The following is a 15620-nucleotide window of genomic DNA, read 5'->3' as shown; positions in this document are numbered from 1 at the left end:
ACTCCCACCCGATGACGCTCTCCCGTTTCCTGTCTCTGGCCTTCGCCCTCGTGCTTCTCGCGCCAGAGGCTTCGGCGCAATCCGCCTCGGGCGGCCTCGCCAGCGCAGGCCTCCGCGTGCTGACCGACGAGGCGGGCCGGACGCACGTCTACCACACGCTGCCGCTCCGCCCCGATGGCGGCGTGGTGGTCACGCGTGAGAGCGGCGGGATCCTCGACACGCTCACCGCCGAGCCTCTGGCGGCGCCGGTCTCGCCAAGCGCGTTCGTGCGCGTGGCCGGCGTAGAAGCGCTGGAAGCACTCGTTCAGGACGACGAGACGCCCGCCGAGGCGTTTTTCCGCGTCCGCACCGGGCCCGTCTCCAACCGCCTCGCGGCATTTCTCTCGCCCGACGTAGCGCGTGGCTTGGGCCGCCTGGTCATCGACGAGACCGCGCCCGACGGCGCGACGGTGACGTACCGCGCGACCCGCGTCGACGCTGACCTCCGGCCGGATGGTGAAGCCGCCGAGGCCACCGTCACCATCCGGCGCCAGAGGCCTCTGGCGCCCGACTCCCTCGCGCTGGATCATGTGGGCCGGCGCGTGACCGTGGCCTGGGAGTACCCGGCGAACCCCCTGGTGAGCGGGGGAGAGGACGACGGCGTGGTGCACTTCCGGCTCTACCGCGAGGCCGGCGGAGAGATGGTGCCGGTGGACGGGGGCCCGGCGATCCTTCGCGTGGACAACCAGACGGCGTACTCCACCGTCATCACGCTTGCCTCGCCAGAGGAAACCGCCGCGGTGGCGGTCGCGGCGGTGGACGCGATGGCGCAAGAGGCCCGGACCGAGACGGCGCGCTACCAGCCTCTGGCGGCAGAGCCGCCGCCGCCGCTGGACGGCATCGGCGCGAACGCGCGGCGCGAGGACGGGGCCGACGTGGTGGACGTGACGTGGCCGGTCAGCGTGGTCTCCGACGCGGCGGGCTACTGGGTGCTCCGTGCCGAGCGCATCAACGGCCCGTACGAGCGGCTCAACGCCGAGCCTCTGGCGGTCCTCGAAACCGTCTACATCGACCGGCCCGAGCCGGGCGCGTACTTCTACGCCGTCGTGGTGGTAGACGAGATGGGCAACGAGAGCCGCCAGAGCGGCGCCGTGGCCGCGACGGTGGAAGACACGACGCCGCCGTCCGCGGTCACGAACCTGAGCGCCGAGCCTCTGGCGGACGGCAGCGTGCGCATCGCGTGGACCGCACCTCAGGCCGCGGATTACGAGGGCGCGCTCGTGCTGCGCCGCCGCGTGGCCGCGGACGGCGGGCCCTACAACGGTGGCGAGGCCGACGTGCAGCTCAACGCGGAGCCCACGCCAGAGGCCTCCTGGCTCGACACGGGCGAGACCGGCGCGCTCGAAGAAGGCGCCTTCTACCGCTACGCCGTCGTGGCCCGCGATACGTCCTCGCTCTCGGCCGATACTGCCGCGGTGGTGCTCCAACTCCCGGACCGCACGCCACCCGCTCCGCCGACGGACCTCGCCGCACTCGTGGACGACGCCTCGCGCCAGACCGTTCTCCGCTGGCAGGCCTCGGCCTCGCGCGACGTGGGCCGCTACATCGTCTACCGTGATTCAGAGCCTCTGGCGGAGGTGTCCGACGTGGCGCTGAGCTTCCGTGACACGACGGCGCTCACCGCGGTGCGGTACACGTACGCCGTCGCCGCCGTGGACACGCTCGCGAACGAAGGCCCGCGCTCCGAGCCTCTGGCGTTCGCGCGGCCCGACCCCGACCCGCCGCGCCCGGTCTACAACCTCCGCGCGCGGCTGGACCGCGACGTGACGGTGCTCACCTGGCCCGCCGTGCCGGCCGAAGACCTCGCGCACTACGTCGTGGAATCCTCCAGCATCCCGACCGGCGTGTTCCAGGCCGTGGGCGAGCCTCTGACCCAAACGACGCTGCGCGTGCCGACGGACTTTGGGCCGTGGTTCCGCGTCCGCGCCGTGGACACGTCCGGCAACGAGGGCGCGCCGAGCGAGGCCGTCCGCGCGAGGCGCTAGCCGCCGCGCCGCGTGCGTAGGATGGGTCCCATGCGCTTCCTCGTCTTCCTCCTTCTCTCGCTCGCCTCTGGCGCGAGCGCTCAGACCTCGGACCCGATGGCCCGGGCGGACGAGGCCTACCGTGCCGGGCGCTACGCCGAGGCTGCGCGCCACGCCGAAACCGCCGTTCGCCAGAGGCCGGGCCTGGCGTCGGCGCACGTCGCGCTGTCCTCCGCGCGCCTCCGCTCCGGCGACGCCTCTGGCGCCGAGCAAGCCGCCCGCTCCGCGCTCCAGCGCTTCCCCGGCGATGCGCTCCTGACGGCGCTCCGCGCCGACGCCCTTCTCACGCTCGAACGCTTCGAGGACGCGATTCCGCTGCTGGACGCCCTGCGTCGGAGTCCGCCGCCCGGCATGACGCCAGAGGTCGCCCGCGAGCGCGCCGCACAGGTGCGGCTCGTCGCCGCGGTGCGCTCGTCGGATCCCCAGCAGCAACTCGCCTGGGCGCGCGAGGCGCGCGAGATCGCGCCGGAGATGCTGAACGCGCGGACCCTCGAAGCTGGGGCGCTGCTCGCGTTGGACCGCGCGCCAGAGGCCCGCGAGGTCGCCGAAGCCGCGCTCCGCCTCGCGCCCGAAGATCCAGTCCTGCTCCGCCTCGTCGCCCAGGCCGATGCGGCCTCTGGCGATGCCGCGGCGCTTTCGGTTTCCGCCGCTCGCCTGGCCGAGGCCGCGCCCGAAGACCTCAGCGCCGCTTTGCTCGCCGGGCGCGCCTATCTGGCCTCTGGCGAGACGGAGCGTGCGGCCGAGACCTTCGGGGACGTGCTGGAGCGCTTTGCAGACAGGCCCGCCGCGTACGACGGCGTCGCGGCGGCGTACGAGCAGGTCGGCTTCGCGCCCGCAGCTGTCGGCGTGCTGGAGGCATGGCGGGAGATCGCGCCAGAGGACACGGCCGTCGTCTCCCGCCTGGGCGACGCCCTCGCGGCGAGCGCGCGGCCCGTGGAGGCCGAGGCCGTTCTGGACACGCTCCGCGCGATGGGCGGCAACGCCGCCTGGTCGCTCCGCCGCTCCGCCCGCGCCCACGCGCTTCTCGACCGCTGGACTGATGCGGCTCGCCTCTACGAAGCCGCCTTTGGAGCCTCTGGCGACGCAGCAGACGCTCGCGCAGCCGTTCGAGCCGCCCACCGCGTAGACGATCTGGACGCGGTGCGCCGCGTCGCTGCCCTCTGGCGCGCGCGCGCGCCCTCGCCGGAGGCTGCCGCAGCGTACGCGCTCTCGCTGCCGCTTCCCGAGGCCCGCGTGCCAACGCGCGATCTGGCCTCTGGCGACGATCCGCGGGTCGCGCTACGCCTCGCGCAATGGAACCGTGATCCCACGCAGGCGATCCGCGCCGCGCGACTCGCGCTCGCCCTGGTCGCCAGAGGCCGCGCGGACGCGCAGGCGGCCCTCGCCGGCTCCGGCCTTCAGACCGACGCCACGCCCGCTCTCGAACGCCCGGGCCTGGACGCCCGGGCCGCTTCTCGCGTGGCTGAAGACGCCCTCGCTCTTGCGGTCGATCTCGACGCGCAGCGCGCGCTTGAGGTGCTAGAGGAACTCCAGGCATCGGATCCAGAAAGCGCGTGGATCGGCGCGTTTCAGGGCCGCGCCCTCGCGGCGCTCGGCCAAGTCGATAGGGCCCGCGACGCCTTTGCGCGCGCGGCTCGGCTCGCGCCAGAGGCGTTCGTCGTCCACGCAGAAGCGGGCCGGTGGTACGAGAGCGTGGGCGAGTGGGACGCTGCGGCACTGGCCTGGGAAAGGGCGGCTGCGCTGGACGGCCCCGCCGCCTACGCCAGCCTGATCCGGGTGCACCGCGCAAGAGGCTCGCTTGGCGCTCTCGCGGATCGCTGGCTTGCCCGCCTCCGCACGACCGCCCACGACGAGCCGCTGCGGCAGGCCACCATTGAGGCGTTGCACAAAGCCGGGCGCTCCGCCGAGGCGCGCGCCCTCGCAGGTCGGGGGTAGCCGCTGGCGCCAGAGGCGGGGCTATCAGCCCGCCATCTCCGAGACCCTCCGGTGTACCGTCTCCGCGAGCGCCTCTGGCGCTACGACAGCCGCCGCCCCCACTTCGCCCGCCTCCACCATCTTCGCGACGCGGGCACGTGTGTAATGGGTGGGCACCGCCAGAGGCTGGATCCCGGCCGCGAGGGCGGCGCGGAGTCCCGCGGGCGAGTCCTCGATCGCGAGCGTGCGATCGCCCCGTGCGCCTAGCCTCTCCATCGCGAGGTCGTACCCCGCGGGGTGCGGCTTTACGCTCGGCACGTCGTCCGCGGTGACCACGGCGTCGAAGTGGTCGTGCCAGTCCAGGGCGTTTAGGACCGCCGTCGCGGCCCAGCACTCGCTGGTGGTGACCAGCGCCACGCGCTCGGCGACCTCTCGCGCCTGTTCCAACAGCGCGGCCGCCTCCGGCCACGTGTTCGCGCGCACGAGGTCACGGTCCGCCAGCATCGCACGGTAGCGCTCCAGCCGGATGCCCACGTACGTCTGCCACGGCTCTCGGCTCGCGCCAGAGGCGTGCTCGCGGGCCTCTGGCGCGAGCGAGAACGTGTCGACGAGCGAGCGCGAGATCTCCTCGCGGGAGTGCCCCACGAGGTGCCCGTAGGCGCGTTCCACCTCGCCGCGGTCGATGCCCGGCCGAAGCTGCTCGGCGGCCCAGGCGTAGGATTGCGCCTTGAGTTCTTCGGAGCGGATAAGGGTGCCGTCGAGGTCGAAGGCGAGCAGGCGGATCACAGGCGGCGGAGAAGAGGTCTGCTCAGACGCCATTCGAGCGTGCGAAGATCTACGCGCCACCTATGGCGCCAGAGGCCTAAAACAGACCCGCCCGCAACCGGAGTCGCGGGCGGGCTGGCAAGCAGGGAGGACCCTGTTGTTAGAGTCACCGGCGGGGCCGGTGCTGGTGTGCTAACCGGCGCGATGCGGGATTGTTGCCAGGCACAGCGCAAAAGCTCGTATTCCGATCCCGCGCCAGAGGCCTCTGGCGCAAACAAAACGCCCCGCTCACCGAAGCGAGCGGGGCGCTAAACCTGTCTCAGACGCCAGGGGCTAGTAGCGCGTCGTGACGGACTTGCGCTTGAGCGCAGAGAGCCAGCGCGTGATGTCGATGCCCTTGGGGCATGCCTGCACGCAGTTGAAGATGGTGTAGCACTTCCACAGGCCGTCCTTGGAGTCGACGACTTTGAGGCGCTCCTCGGACTCCGTATCGCGGGAGTCGAAGACGTAGCGGTACGCCTTGAGCATGGCCGCGGGCCCGAGGTAGTCCGGGTCGGCCCAGGTGCTCGGGCACGAGTGCGTGCACGCTCCACACATGATGCACTTCGTCGCGTCCTCGATGACGGCGTGCTGCTCCGGGCTCTGGATGCGCTCCTTCTCCGGCGTCGGGCCATCGTGGATGAGCCAGGGCATGACCGCGCGGTACTTGTCGAAGAATCGGCTCTGATCGATGACGAGGTCTTTCACGATGGGCGCAGCCGGCAGCGCCTCGAACGTGATCGTGTCACCGTTCTTGAGGCCCATGTCCTGGACGAGGATCGAGCAGGCGAGCTTGTTCTCGCCGTTGATCTTCATCGCGTCGGACCCGCAGATGCCGTGTGCGCAGCTCTTGCGGAAGGACAACGAGCCGTCGAGGTGCCACTTGATGTAGTGGAGGAGGTCCAGTGCGCGGTCCATCGGGTCCGCAGGGACCTGGAACTCCTGCCAGCGGGGGCGGGCGTCCTTCTCGGGGTCGTAGCGCTTCACCTTGACGGTGAGCGTCATCTCGGCCTCTGGCGCCTTGTGGGTGCGCTCAGCTTTGGCGGCCTTATCGGCAGCGGTGGGAGCAGCAGCTTTGATTTCCATTGTGTGGGGGACTAGGGACTAGGGGTTGGGGACCGGGGGGCGTGTTCTGCCAGTCCCCAGTCGCCAGTCCCCATTCCCTGGGCTAGTACTTCCGCTCCTTGGGCTGGAACTGGGTGATGATGACGTCCTTGTAGCCGAGCTCGGTGCCGCCCTTCTGGTCGCTCCAGAACATGGTGTGCTTGAGCCACTGGTCGTCGTTGCGGTCCGAGTAGTCCTCGCGGAGGTGAGCGCCACGGCTCTCGGTCCGGTTGCGGGCGCTGACCGTGATGGCCTCGGCGTAGTCCACCATGAACTGGATCTCGACGGCGTCCATGAGGTCGGTGTTGAACCGCTTGCCCTTGTCGTCGCAGGTGACCGTCGCGGCGCGCTCGCGGAGCGTCTGGAGGTCGTCCAGCGCCTCGCCGAGCGTCTCGTCGGTGCGGTAGACCGAGACGTTCTTCATCATGGTCTCCTGCAGGTCCGTGCGGATGGACACCGCGCGCTCGCCGTTCGTGCGCGAGAGGATGCCGTCGAGCATCTCGCGCGTGCGGGCCTCTGGCGCATCGGTCATGGCGTTGTGGCCCTGGCCTTCCTTGATGGCCTTCGCCATCGCCATGCCCGTGCGTCGTCCGAAGACGACGAGGTCGAGCAGGGAGTTGGTGCCCAGACGGTTGGCGCCGTGGACGCTCACGCACGCGCACTCGCCGCAGGCGTACATCCCCTCCACAACGTCGGAGCGGTCGCCAGAGGCCATGACCTGCCCGTCCACGTTGGTCGGGATGCCGCCCATCGCGTAGTGGCACGTCGGCGCCACCGGAATGGGCTGCTTAACGGGGTCGATGCCCAGGTAGACGCGGCTAAAGGTGCTGATCTCGGGCAGCTTGTGCTCCAGGACTTCTTTGCCAACGTGCGTCATGTCGAGCACGACGTGGTCGCGGCCGTTGACGCCGCGGCCCTCGCGGATCTCCTTGTAAATGCACTGGCTCACCATGTCACGCGGCGCGAGGTCCTTGACCGTCGGCGCGTAGCGCTCCATGAACCGCTCCCCCTCCGAGTTGCGGAGGATGCCGCCCTCGCCTCTGGCGCCCTCGGTGATGAGGATGCCGAGGCGGTAGAGGCCCGTGGGGTGGAACTGGATGAACTCCATGTCCTCCAGCGGGAGGCCTGCGCGGAGCGCGATCGCGAAGCCGTCGCCGGTTCCGGCGTGGGCGTTGCTCGTCGTCTTGAACGCGCGGCCGTAGCCGCCCGTCGCGAAGCAGGTGATCTTGGCGTGGAAGGTGTGGACCTCGCCGGTCAGGATCTCATAGGCCACGCAGCCTGCCACGGGACCGTCGCCGTCGCGGATGAGATCGAGCACCTGGTACTCGTCGTAGAAGTTGACGTTTTTCTTGACGCACTGCTCGTAGAGCGTGTGCAGGATCATGTGGCCGGTGCGGTCGGCCGCGTAGCACGCGCGGCGGACGGGGGCCTCACCGAAGTTGCGCGTGTGCCCGCCAAAACGGCGCTGCGCGATCTTGCCTGCCTTGGTGCGGCTAAACGGCACGCCGTAGTGCTCCAACTCGATGATGGTGCGCGGCGCGTCCTGGCACATCTGCTCGATGGCGTCCTGGTCGCCCAGATAGTCCGAGCCCTTCGTGGTGTCGAAGGCGTGCCAGAGCCAGTTGTCCTCCTCCTCGTTGCCCAGCGCGGCGCCGATGCCGCCCTGCGCGGCGCCCGTGTGCGAGCGGAGCGGGTGGAGCTTGGAAACGACGGCGACGTCGGCGCCGCCTTCGGCGGCGTAGAGCGCGGCCATCAGTCCGGCGCCTCCGGCGCCGACGATGACGATGTCGTGGGAGAAGGTCATGGGTTTAGGGTCGCCAGAGGCGAGGGGAAAGCGCTCCGGGCGCCTCTGGCGCTAGAGGCCAGCGACGATGACGGAGTAGGCACCGATCAGGAAGAGCACAAGCGCGACCGTCCAGGACAGCGCGGCAAGGCCGACCCGCAGCATGTCGTTGCGGACGTAATCGGTGATGACGTTGTTGAGCCCGTAGAAGCCGTGGTGCAGAGCAAAGGCCAGGAAGAGCAGGTTGAAAGCCTTCCAGAGCCCAGCGTAGACGGGGTCCGCGAGTCGAAGCATCAGCACGTCGTAGGACGTGACGGAGGCGTTCTCGCCGGGCGGGTGCGTCGGGCCGGGGGCGTCGCCCTCACGCTCGCCGAAGCGCTCGCTCTGAGCCGGGACGGTGCGCGGGGCCTCTGGCGTCGCGGTGCCCTCGCGCTCCTTGAAGGCGCGGACGGCGGCCGCGGCCTCGTCGGTGTAAAGTGGGCCGATGCCGGCCTCTGCCTCCTCGGCCGTGACGACCGAGTGCGAGATGCTGGCCGTTGTGCGGTCGTAGTGCTGCACCCAGAAGTGGGTGATGAGCAGAAAGACGAGGAAGGTGCCCGTGATCCGGTGGAGGAACCACTGGAAGGCGCTGGATCGGGCGGTGGCGCCGTACTTGCTAGCCATCTCAGCCGGTGGTGAAGTGGTCGACGAGGGCGGCGATGGAGGGGTACCCACCGACGGCGAAAAGGACGGCGGCGATGGCGCCAAGCGACCAGAAAAGCTTTTTCTGGTTCGGGCTCCAGCCCACAAAGTCGATGAGCACAATCCGCATCCCGTTGAGGGCGTGGTAGATCACCGCGCCGAGGAGCAAGAACTCACCCACCTTGAATATGGGCGCGTGGTAGCTCGCGATCAGGGCGTTGTACGCCTCGGGGTTGGTGATCGCCTTGAGGCCCCAGATGTGGACTACGAGGTAGCCCACGAGCGCGAGCCCGGTGAGGCGGTGCAGGATCCAGGCAAACATGCCGACCCGCATCTTGTAGCTCTGTACGGGCTTGGGCGTGTAGGCGAGCGTGCCCGGAGCGTCTTGAACGGCGGTGGCCATACCGAAAAGGGGGGATTAACCGGCGGAATAGAGCAACCCGGACCGGTGTGCCAGGTTTCACTCCAGAGTGAAAGTTCGGCGGGGAGTGCCGCCGGACGTGCCCCGCGAAGGTACGACGGGGCCGCGCGGCGTGCGCCAGAGGCCTCTGGTGGAATCCTCGTAGCCGCGCACCGACGAGTCCCCGTTGCGCCTCTGGCGCCAGAGGCGCGAATAGAAACGGGGCGCGAAGCCGAAGCCCCGCGCCCCGCAGGCGCTGCCGTCGCTCGGCCTCTGGCGCCGGAGGCGCTCCAAAGGCTGGCGGCGTGCATTCTCTACCGCTCCGCCAGAGGCGTGACCGTCAGGCCCTTCGGCCCGTTGTAGCCCGCGCGGGGGCGGATGAGGCGGTTGTCCTCCCACTGCTCCAAGAGGTGCGCCGTCCAGCCGGTGATGCGGCTGAGGGCGAAGATCGGCGTGTAGAGGTCGGTCTCGATGCCGAGGAGGTAGTAGACGCTTGCCGAGTAGAAGTCGACGTTGGCGTTGAGGCCCTTGGCGTCGAGGACGTGCTGGCGGATGGTGTCGCTCATCTCCATCCACTTGCGGTCGCCCTTCTCGTCGGAGAGGTCCTCCAACATGTCGCGGAGGATCGTCGCACGAGGGTCGAGCGCGGTGTAGACGCGGTGGCCGATGCCCATGACCTTCTCCTTGCGGGAGAGCATGTCGTCGATGTAGTCCGTCGCGTTGGCGCCCTTCTCGTCGATGTCGAGCAGCATCTCCATCACCTTGATGTTGGCGCCGCCGTGGAGCGGCCCCTTCAGCGCGCCAATCGCGCCGGTGATGGCGGAGTACATGTCGCTCAGCGTCGCGCCGATCACGCGGGCGGCGAACGTGCTCGCGTTCAGGCCGTGCTCAGCGTGGAGCACGAGGGCGGCGTCCATGATGGCCTCCGCGCTCGGGCCCGGCTTCTCGCCGTTGAGCATGTAGAGGAAGTCGGCCGCGGCAGATCCCTCGCCGCTCGGGGCCACAGGCTCCTTGCCCTTGCGGATGCGGTCGAACGCGGCCACGATGGTCGGCATCTTGGCCGTAAGGCGGACAGCCTTGCGGACGTTGGCCTCGCGGCTCATGTCATCCGCCTCCTCGTCGTAGTGCGCGAGCATCGAGACGGCGGTGCGGAGCGCCGCCATCGGGTTCGTGTTCTCGGGCGTGTGGTGCCGGAGGTGGTCGAGGAGGTCCGGGTGCAGCGCGCGCTCGGCGCGGAGCTGGCTCTGGAGCTCGTTCAGCTCGCTCTGCGAGGGGAGGTCCCCGTTCCACAGCAAGTACGCGACCTCCTCGAAGTCCGTGTTCTTCGCGAGGTCACTGATCTCGTAGCCGCGGTAGAGCAGCTCGCCCTTGGCGCCGTCGATGAACGAGATACCGGAATCGAGGGCGACGACGCCTGCGAGGCCGGCGGCCTGCTTGGGCTTCGCGTCGGCAGCGCTTCCGGCGGGGGTCTGGGTGGGGGTCTGGGCCATCGTTGGGGAAAGGAGGCGGGCGGCCCACTCATCCCGACAAGGCGGGGCCGCAGATAACAAAACAGAGAGGCACCTGGAATCAGGCGCGTCGGATTCGAACGGAGTCCGACGGGCGAGGTTCGCGATACGGAGCCGCGAGAATGGGGAAGACGGCGCGGATACGACGCGTCTCACGGATCGCGGCCGTTCTCGGGCCTGCCGCCCCGTAGCTTCCCTTACCGAGCCCCGCGCGCTATGGTTTTGTGTTGAAGACGCGCCGGGCTCCCCACAGACTGTCAGGACGCCTCTGGCGCCGCCCCGCTCCTCTGGAGCCGCCCACCCTGGGCGATGCGGTCCCATCCCATGCGCTCCCCCCTTTCCCCCGACTTCGGCCTGTTCCTCGGCGCGCTCCTCCTGAGCGCGCTGACCGGCTGGATCGCGCGTGCCGCCGTGGGGCGCCGCGCCGTCCGCCCCAGGCCTTCCACTGCGTCCCCGGCCCCGACGGCCGCCTCCGCGACCGGACCGTTCTCCATGAACGGACCGCTCGCCGCGAGCACACTGCTCGCGCCAGAGGCCCCGCATTCCGCCTCTGGCGGAGCGCCCGTCCGCGTGCGCCGCAGACGCCACCCACACCTCCATGAAGAAGGAGATCGTCATCAACGCGAGCAAAGACCGCGCTCGCATCGCGATTGTAGAAGACGGCCAGTTGGCCGAGCTGTACGTCGAGCACCCCGATAACGTCCGCACGCTGGGCAACATCTACCTGGGCAAAGTCGCCAAGGTGATGGGCCAGATCCACGCCGCGTTTGTCGACATCGGGCAGAAGCAGGACGCGTTCCTGCACTTCTCGGACCTGACGGAGAACGCGCCGCAGCTGTTCGTCATGGCCGGCGAGGACGTGCCCGGCCTGGAAGCCCCCATCCTCGCGAAGGCGCCGCAGAAGCGTGTCGCCGACGACGAGAGCGAGCCCGACGTGGAGGAAACCCTCGAGGTCGAGGACGCCGCCGACGAGTCCAAAACCGCCCGCACGGGCCGCTCGCGGAGCCGCCGCCGCCGCCGTGGCGGACGGGGACGGCGCGGAGGCAGTGGCCGCGACGGCCGCAAGACCGAGGAAGAGGAGGAGCAGGAGGAACGCCGCCTGCCGCACGTGATCGACCTGACGCAGAAGTCCGGCTCGGTCCGCCCGAAGCCGGCCCCCAAGCCCGCTCCGGAGCCCGCCTCTGGCGACGAGAACAAGGACACCGACGAGGCGCCAGAGGCCGAGAAGCCGAAGCGCACGCGCACCCGCTCCAAGAAGAAAACCGACGACGCGCCCGCGGAGGACGACGCCCCGAAGACCGACGGCGACGCACCAGAGGCCGAGGAGGCGCCGAAGCCGAAGCGCAAGACGCGCTCGCGCAAGAAGAAGGAGGACGTAGACGGCGGCGCTGAAGAGGCTGCCTCCGACGAGCAGGCGGAGAAGCCCAAGCGCACCCGCTTGCGCAAGAAGAAGGCCGATGCGCCCGACGACGCCTCTGGCGCCGACGCGAACGATGCCGACGAGGCGCCAGAGGCTGAGAAGCCCAAGCGCACGCGTAGCCGCTCCAAGAAAAAGGCCGACGAGTCCAACGATGAGGTCGCCTCGGAGGAGAAGCCGAAGCGCACCCGCAGCCGGTCCAAGGCAAAGGAAGCGGACGACGCCTCCGGCGACGAAGCCGACGAGAAGCCCAAGGGCCGCGTCCGCACGCCGAAGCAGGAGAAGTCCGACCACGAGAAGCGTGAGGCCGACGAGGCCTCGGAGGACGAGAAGCCGAAGCGCACCCGCAGCCGCTCGCGCAAGAAGAAGGACGAGACGCCAGAGGCCTCTGGCGATGACTCTGGAGCCGAGGAGAAGGCCGAGAAGCCGAAGCGCACGCGCTCGCGGAAGAAGACCGAGGACGCCCCCGCGCCAGAGGCCGACGAGCCCGCCGCGGAAGCGAAGCCCGTCTCGCACGCCGCCAAGCACACCATCGACCTCTCGACGCCCAGCCGCTCTTCGCGGCGCTCTGCGCCGAAGGAGGAAGAGCAGGACGACGAGCCGCGCTCGCGCCGCTCTCGCTCGGACAGTGAGGACGACGCCTCTGGCGAGAACTCGGGCCGCTCACGCCGCAGCCGTTCCAAGAGCGACGACGACTCCAACGAGGACTCTGGCCGCTCGCGTCGGGGCCGCAGCCGGAAGGATGAGGATTCCGATTCCTCCTCCGAGGACGACAACGGCCGCTCGCGCCGCCGCTCCCGCTCGGACAGCAGCGACGACGACGCATCTGGCGACGACTCGCGCTCACGCCGCCGGTCCCGCTCCACGAGCGACGACGACTCGGATAGCGGCGACTCCCGCCGCAGCCGCTCCAAAAAGGACGACGACGCCGACAGCGACGACGCCAGAGGCTCCCGTAGCCGCCGGGGTGGCCGCGGATCGTCCAGCAAGGACGACGACTCGGACGACGACAGCCGCTCCTCGCGGGGCAGCCGTGGTGGACGCTCTTCCGAGCGCCGCAGCGACGACGGCGGGCGCAGCGAGGACACCCGCGACCGCGGCCGCAGCGGCGCCAGAGGCGGACGCAACGGCAACGGCCGCAGTGGCGGCCAGAAAGGTGCTCCGCAGTGGAACGGCAAAGCCGAGGACCTGCTGAAGCGCGGAAGCCGCGTGCTCGTCAAGATCACCAAGGAGCCCATCTCCTCGAAGGGCAGCCGCGTCTCGACCGACATCTCGCTCGCGGGCCGCTTCCTCGTCCTCGTGCCCGCTGCGGACTACGTGGCGGTCTCGAAGAAGATCGAGAGCTCTAAGGAGCGCCGCCGCTTGCGCGCGCTGGCCTCCAGCCTCAAGCCGGCCAACTGTGGCGTCATCGTGCGCACGGTCGCAGGTGGGCAGGACGCGAAGGCGCTGGACCAGGACCTCCGCTTGCTCATTAACAAGTGGAACAAGATCGAGGCGAAGCTGGACAACGGGAACGCCGAGCCGCCGATCCTCCTGCATGAGGATCTGGACATGGTCTCGTCCATCATGCGGGACCTGTTCACGTCGGACTTCGACCGCATCCTGATCGACGACCCGCACCTGCACCGCAAGCTGCAGAACTACGTCAAGGCCGTGGCGCCGGACATGGTGGACAAGGTGCAGATGCACCGCTCCAACCAGCCCGTCTTCCGCGCCTGCGGAATCGAGAAGCAGGTTGAAGAGGCGTTCTCCGAGCGCGTCAACATGAAGGGCGGAGGCTACCTCATCATCGAGCACACCGAGGCGATGCACGTCGTAGACGTGAACTCGGGCCGCGCCGGGCGTGGCAAGCGCCGCGCGGAGGAGAACCTGCTCGCGGTCAACATGGAGGCCGCCAAGGAGATCGGCCGCCAGCTCCGCCTGCGTGACCTCGGCGGCATCATCTGCGTGGACTTTATCGACCTCCGCCACGACCGCGACCGCCGCAAGGTGACCGACGCGATCAAGAAGGAGTTCGCCAAGGACCGCGCCGTCACCAAGGTGATCGGCATGAGCGACTTCGGCGTGATGCAGATCACGCGCCAGAGGCTCCGCCCGAGCATCACCGCGCAGGACGACAGCGAAGGCATGGACGCGATGGAGGCCGCTGGCGCGACCGAGATCGTGCAGCCCGAGCGCGACCACCCGGAGCCCGCGCCGGAGGCGCAGGAAGAGCCGCGCCAGAGCGGACGCCGTGAGGCCTCTGGCGGCGGCCGTTCGCGCCGCGGCGAGTCCCGCCGTGGGGAATCCCGCCGCGAGAGCTCGCGCCCGTCCGAAGACGTCAGCCCGGTCCAGTTGGCCGAGCGCGTCCGCGACTGGCTCGCGCACTACCGCGACAACGTGGACGCGAAGTTCGCTCGCAAGCCCATCGTGGTGAGCGTGCACCCTCTCATGGGCTCGTACCTGCGGCGCGGCTTCCCGAGCCCGCTCACGCGGCTCCGGTTCCGCCTCCGCAACGTCCCGTTCAGCGTCGTGGACGACCCGAAGGTGGACCCGCTCTCGTTCGAGGTTGTCGATGAGAAGTCCGGGCGCCCGCTGCGCTCGAAGTACCCCCTCGGCGACGACTAGAGCCCGAGCGCTCCGCACTCGGTAGACTCCGCGGTCGGCCTCTGGCGCCAGAGGCCGGCCGCTTTACGTTGGCGCGCGGTGGATCCGCCTCTCGCGCGCGTTCGTCTGTTCCACCCCGCCGCACCCCGCTGTGAAGCCCGCCACCGTCCTCCGCGAACTCGAAGACGCCCTGCGCACGCTCGACGTGCGCGTGCGGCGCGAGCGCGGCACGTTCCGCGGCGGCCTGTGCACCGTTGCTGGGCGCGAGGTGGTGGTGCTCAACAAGCTGCACCCGCCAGAGGCGCAACTGGTCGTGCTCGCGGAGTCGATGCGAGAGCTTCCGCACGATGAGCTGTACTTGCGACCCGCAGTTCGCGCGGTCGTAGACGACGTGTGGAGCGAGCTCGACGCGGGCGTAGACGCGCTCGCGGGCACCTCTGGCGAGGACGACGCGTGATGCGCGCGCGTCCAAACGCGTTCGCGCGCCACGTTCGCGCAGAGGGAACGCTCGCCATGCGCCAGCGGCCTCTGGCGCCGGAGGCATGAGGGTAGACGCGACCTTGCTCGGGACGGGGACATCCGTCGGTGTGCCCATCATTGGCTGCAGCTGCGCGGTCTGCACATCCGACGATCCGCGCGACACACGGCTCCGGACCTCGGCGCACGTGGTCGCGCACACCAGCGCGGGGCCGGTACACCTCCAGATCGACGCCGGGCCGGACTTCCGGCAACAGGCCTTCGCCGGGGGGGTGAGCACCGTGGACGCCGTGCTGGTAACGCACGAGCACTTCGACCACGTCGTCGGCCTGGACGACCTGCGGCCGTTCTTTTTCCGCGACCGCACGCCGATCCCGGTCCTCACGCTCCCGCGCACCGCCGCGGCGCTGGAGCAGATGTTCAGCTACATCTTCCGCGACGGCACCTATCCCGGCGTCTCGCGCCTGGAGCTCCAGCCCGTGGAGGACGCCTTCACGGTCGCGAGCCGTTCGGCGCCAGAGGCCACGGTGGAGGTGATCCCGGTCCCTGTTTTCCACGGCGATCTCCCCATCCTCGGCTGGCGCATCGGGCCTCTGGCGTACCTCACCGATGTGAGCCGCATACCGGACGAAAGCCTGGAGCTATTGGAAGGCGTGGACGTGCTCGTCCTCGACGGGCTCCGGCCGACGCCGCACCCGACGCACCTCTCGTTCGAGGAGGCCGCCGGCATCGCGGCGCAAATCGGCGCACGCCAGACGTGGCTGGTCCACATGACGCACGACGTGCTCCACGCAGAAGCCGACGCGATGCTGCCTGAGGGCGTGCGGCTGGGCTACGACGGCCTCCAAATCACGGCCGGCGCGTAGCCGCTGGTGCCAGAGGC

11 protein-coding genes are annotated in these 15620 nt (G+C 69.9%); 5 read left to right on the top strand and 6 right to left on the bottom strand.

What is annotated here, in order from left to right:
* The first annotated feature begins 11 nt into the window (after positions 1-11).
* On the top strand, positions 12-2024 hold the full coding sequence (locus BSZ36_RS14305; RefSeq protein WP_094550128.1) for a fibronectin type III domain-containing protein: 2013 nt from the start codon (positions 12-14) through the stop codon (positions 2022-2024).
* A gap of 30 nt (positions 2025-2054) precedes the next feature.
* Positions 2055-3998, top strand: coding sequence for a tetratricopeptide repeat protein (locus BSZ36_RS14300; RefSeq protein ID WP_179271206.1), 1944 nt, complete (start codon positions 2055-2057; stop codon positions 3996-3998).
* Between the two features lie 24 nt (positions 3999-4022).
* On the opposite strand, the gene BSZ36_RS14295 is transcribed toward BSZ36_RS14300, so the two are convergent.
* The 6 genes from BSZ36_RS14295 to BSZ36_RS14270 all read right to left on the bottom strand — a co-directional run bounded on the left by BSZ36_RS14295 (position 4023) and on the right by BSZ36_RS14270 (position 10239).
* Positions 4023-4763 (bottom strand): HAD family hydrolase, encoded by a 741-nt coding sequence (locus BSZ36_RS14295; protein WP_179271205.1) that lies wholly within the window; start codon positions 4761-4763, stop codon positions 4023-4025.
* Positions 4764-5075: 312 nt separating this feature from the next.
* Entirely contained in the window at positions 5076-5786 is a 711-nt protein-coding gene (locus BSZ36_RS14290) for a succinate dehydrogenase iron-sulfur subunit (protein ID WP_094551343.1), read from the bottom strand.
* Between the two features lie 163 nt (positions 5787-5949).
* Positions 5950-7689: a succinate dehydrogenase flavoprotein subunit gene (gene sdhA / locus BSZ36_RS14285; protein WP_094550122.1), complete on the bottom strand. Its 1740-nt coding sequence runs from the start codon at positions 7687-7689 to the stop codon at positions 5950-5952.
* Between the two features lie 51 nt (positions 7690-7740).
* Positions 7741-8331 (bottom strand): succinate dehydrogenase/fumarate reductase transmembrane subunit, encoded by a 591-nt coding sequence (locus tag BSZ36_RS14280; protein WP_094550119.1) that lies wholly within the window; start codon positions 8329-8331, stop codon positions 7741-7743.
* 1 nt (position 8332) lies between these two features.
* Positions 8333-8752 (bottom strand): succinate dehydrogenase, cytochrome b556 subunit, encoded by a 420-nt coding sequence (sdhC, locus tag BSZ36_RS14275; RefSeq protein WP_094550117.1) that lies wholly within the window; start codon positions 8750-8752, stop codon positions 8333-8335.
* 311 nt (positions 8753-9063) lie between these two features.
* Entirely contained in the window at positions 9064-10239 is a 1176-nt protein-coding gene (locus BSZ36_RS14270; RefSeq protein WP_094550115.1) for a citrate synthase, read from the bottom strand.
* Between the two features lie 616 nt (positions 10240-10855).
* On the opposite strand from BSZ36_RS14270, the gene BSZ36_RS14260 reads away from it, so the two are divergent.
* The 3 genes from BSZ36_RS14260 (at position 10856) to BSZ36_RS14250 (ending at position 15603) form a co-directional block, all read left to right on the top strand.
* A complete protein-coding gene (locus BSZ36_RS14260; RefSeq protein WP_218827678.1) occupies positions 10856-14281 on the top strand; it encodes an Rne/Rng family ribonuclease in 3426 nt (1141 codons plus the stop codon).
* A 130-nt stretch (positions 14282-14411) separates the two neighbouring features.
* On the top strand, positions 14412-14717 hold the full coding sequence (locus BSZ36_RS14255) for a hypothetical protein (protein WP_094550111.1): 306 nt from the start codon (positions 14412-14414) through the stop codon (positions 14715-14717).
* 85 nt (positions 14718-14802) lie between these two features.
* Positions 14803-15603 (top strand): MBL fold metallo-hydrolase, encoded by an 801-nt coding sequence (locus tag BSZ36_RS14250; RefSeq protein ID WP_094550109.1) that lies wholly within the window; start codon positions 14803-14805, stop codon positions 15601-15603.
* Positions 15604-15620 lie beyond the last annotated feature (17 nt).

Source organism: Rubricoccus marinus (assembly GCF_002257665.1).
GTDB classification, from domain to species: domain Bacteria; phylum Bacteroidota; class Rhodothermia; order Rhodothermales; family Rubricoccaceae; genus Rubricoccus; species Rubricoccus marinus.
The sequence above is the reverse complement of the archived record's forward strand: the minus strand, read 5'-3'. Positions and strand labels throughout refer to the sequence as shown.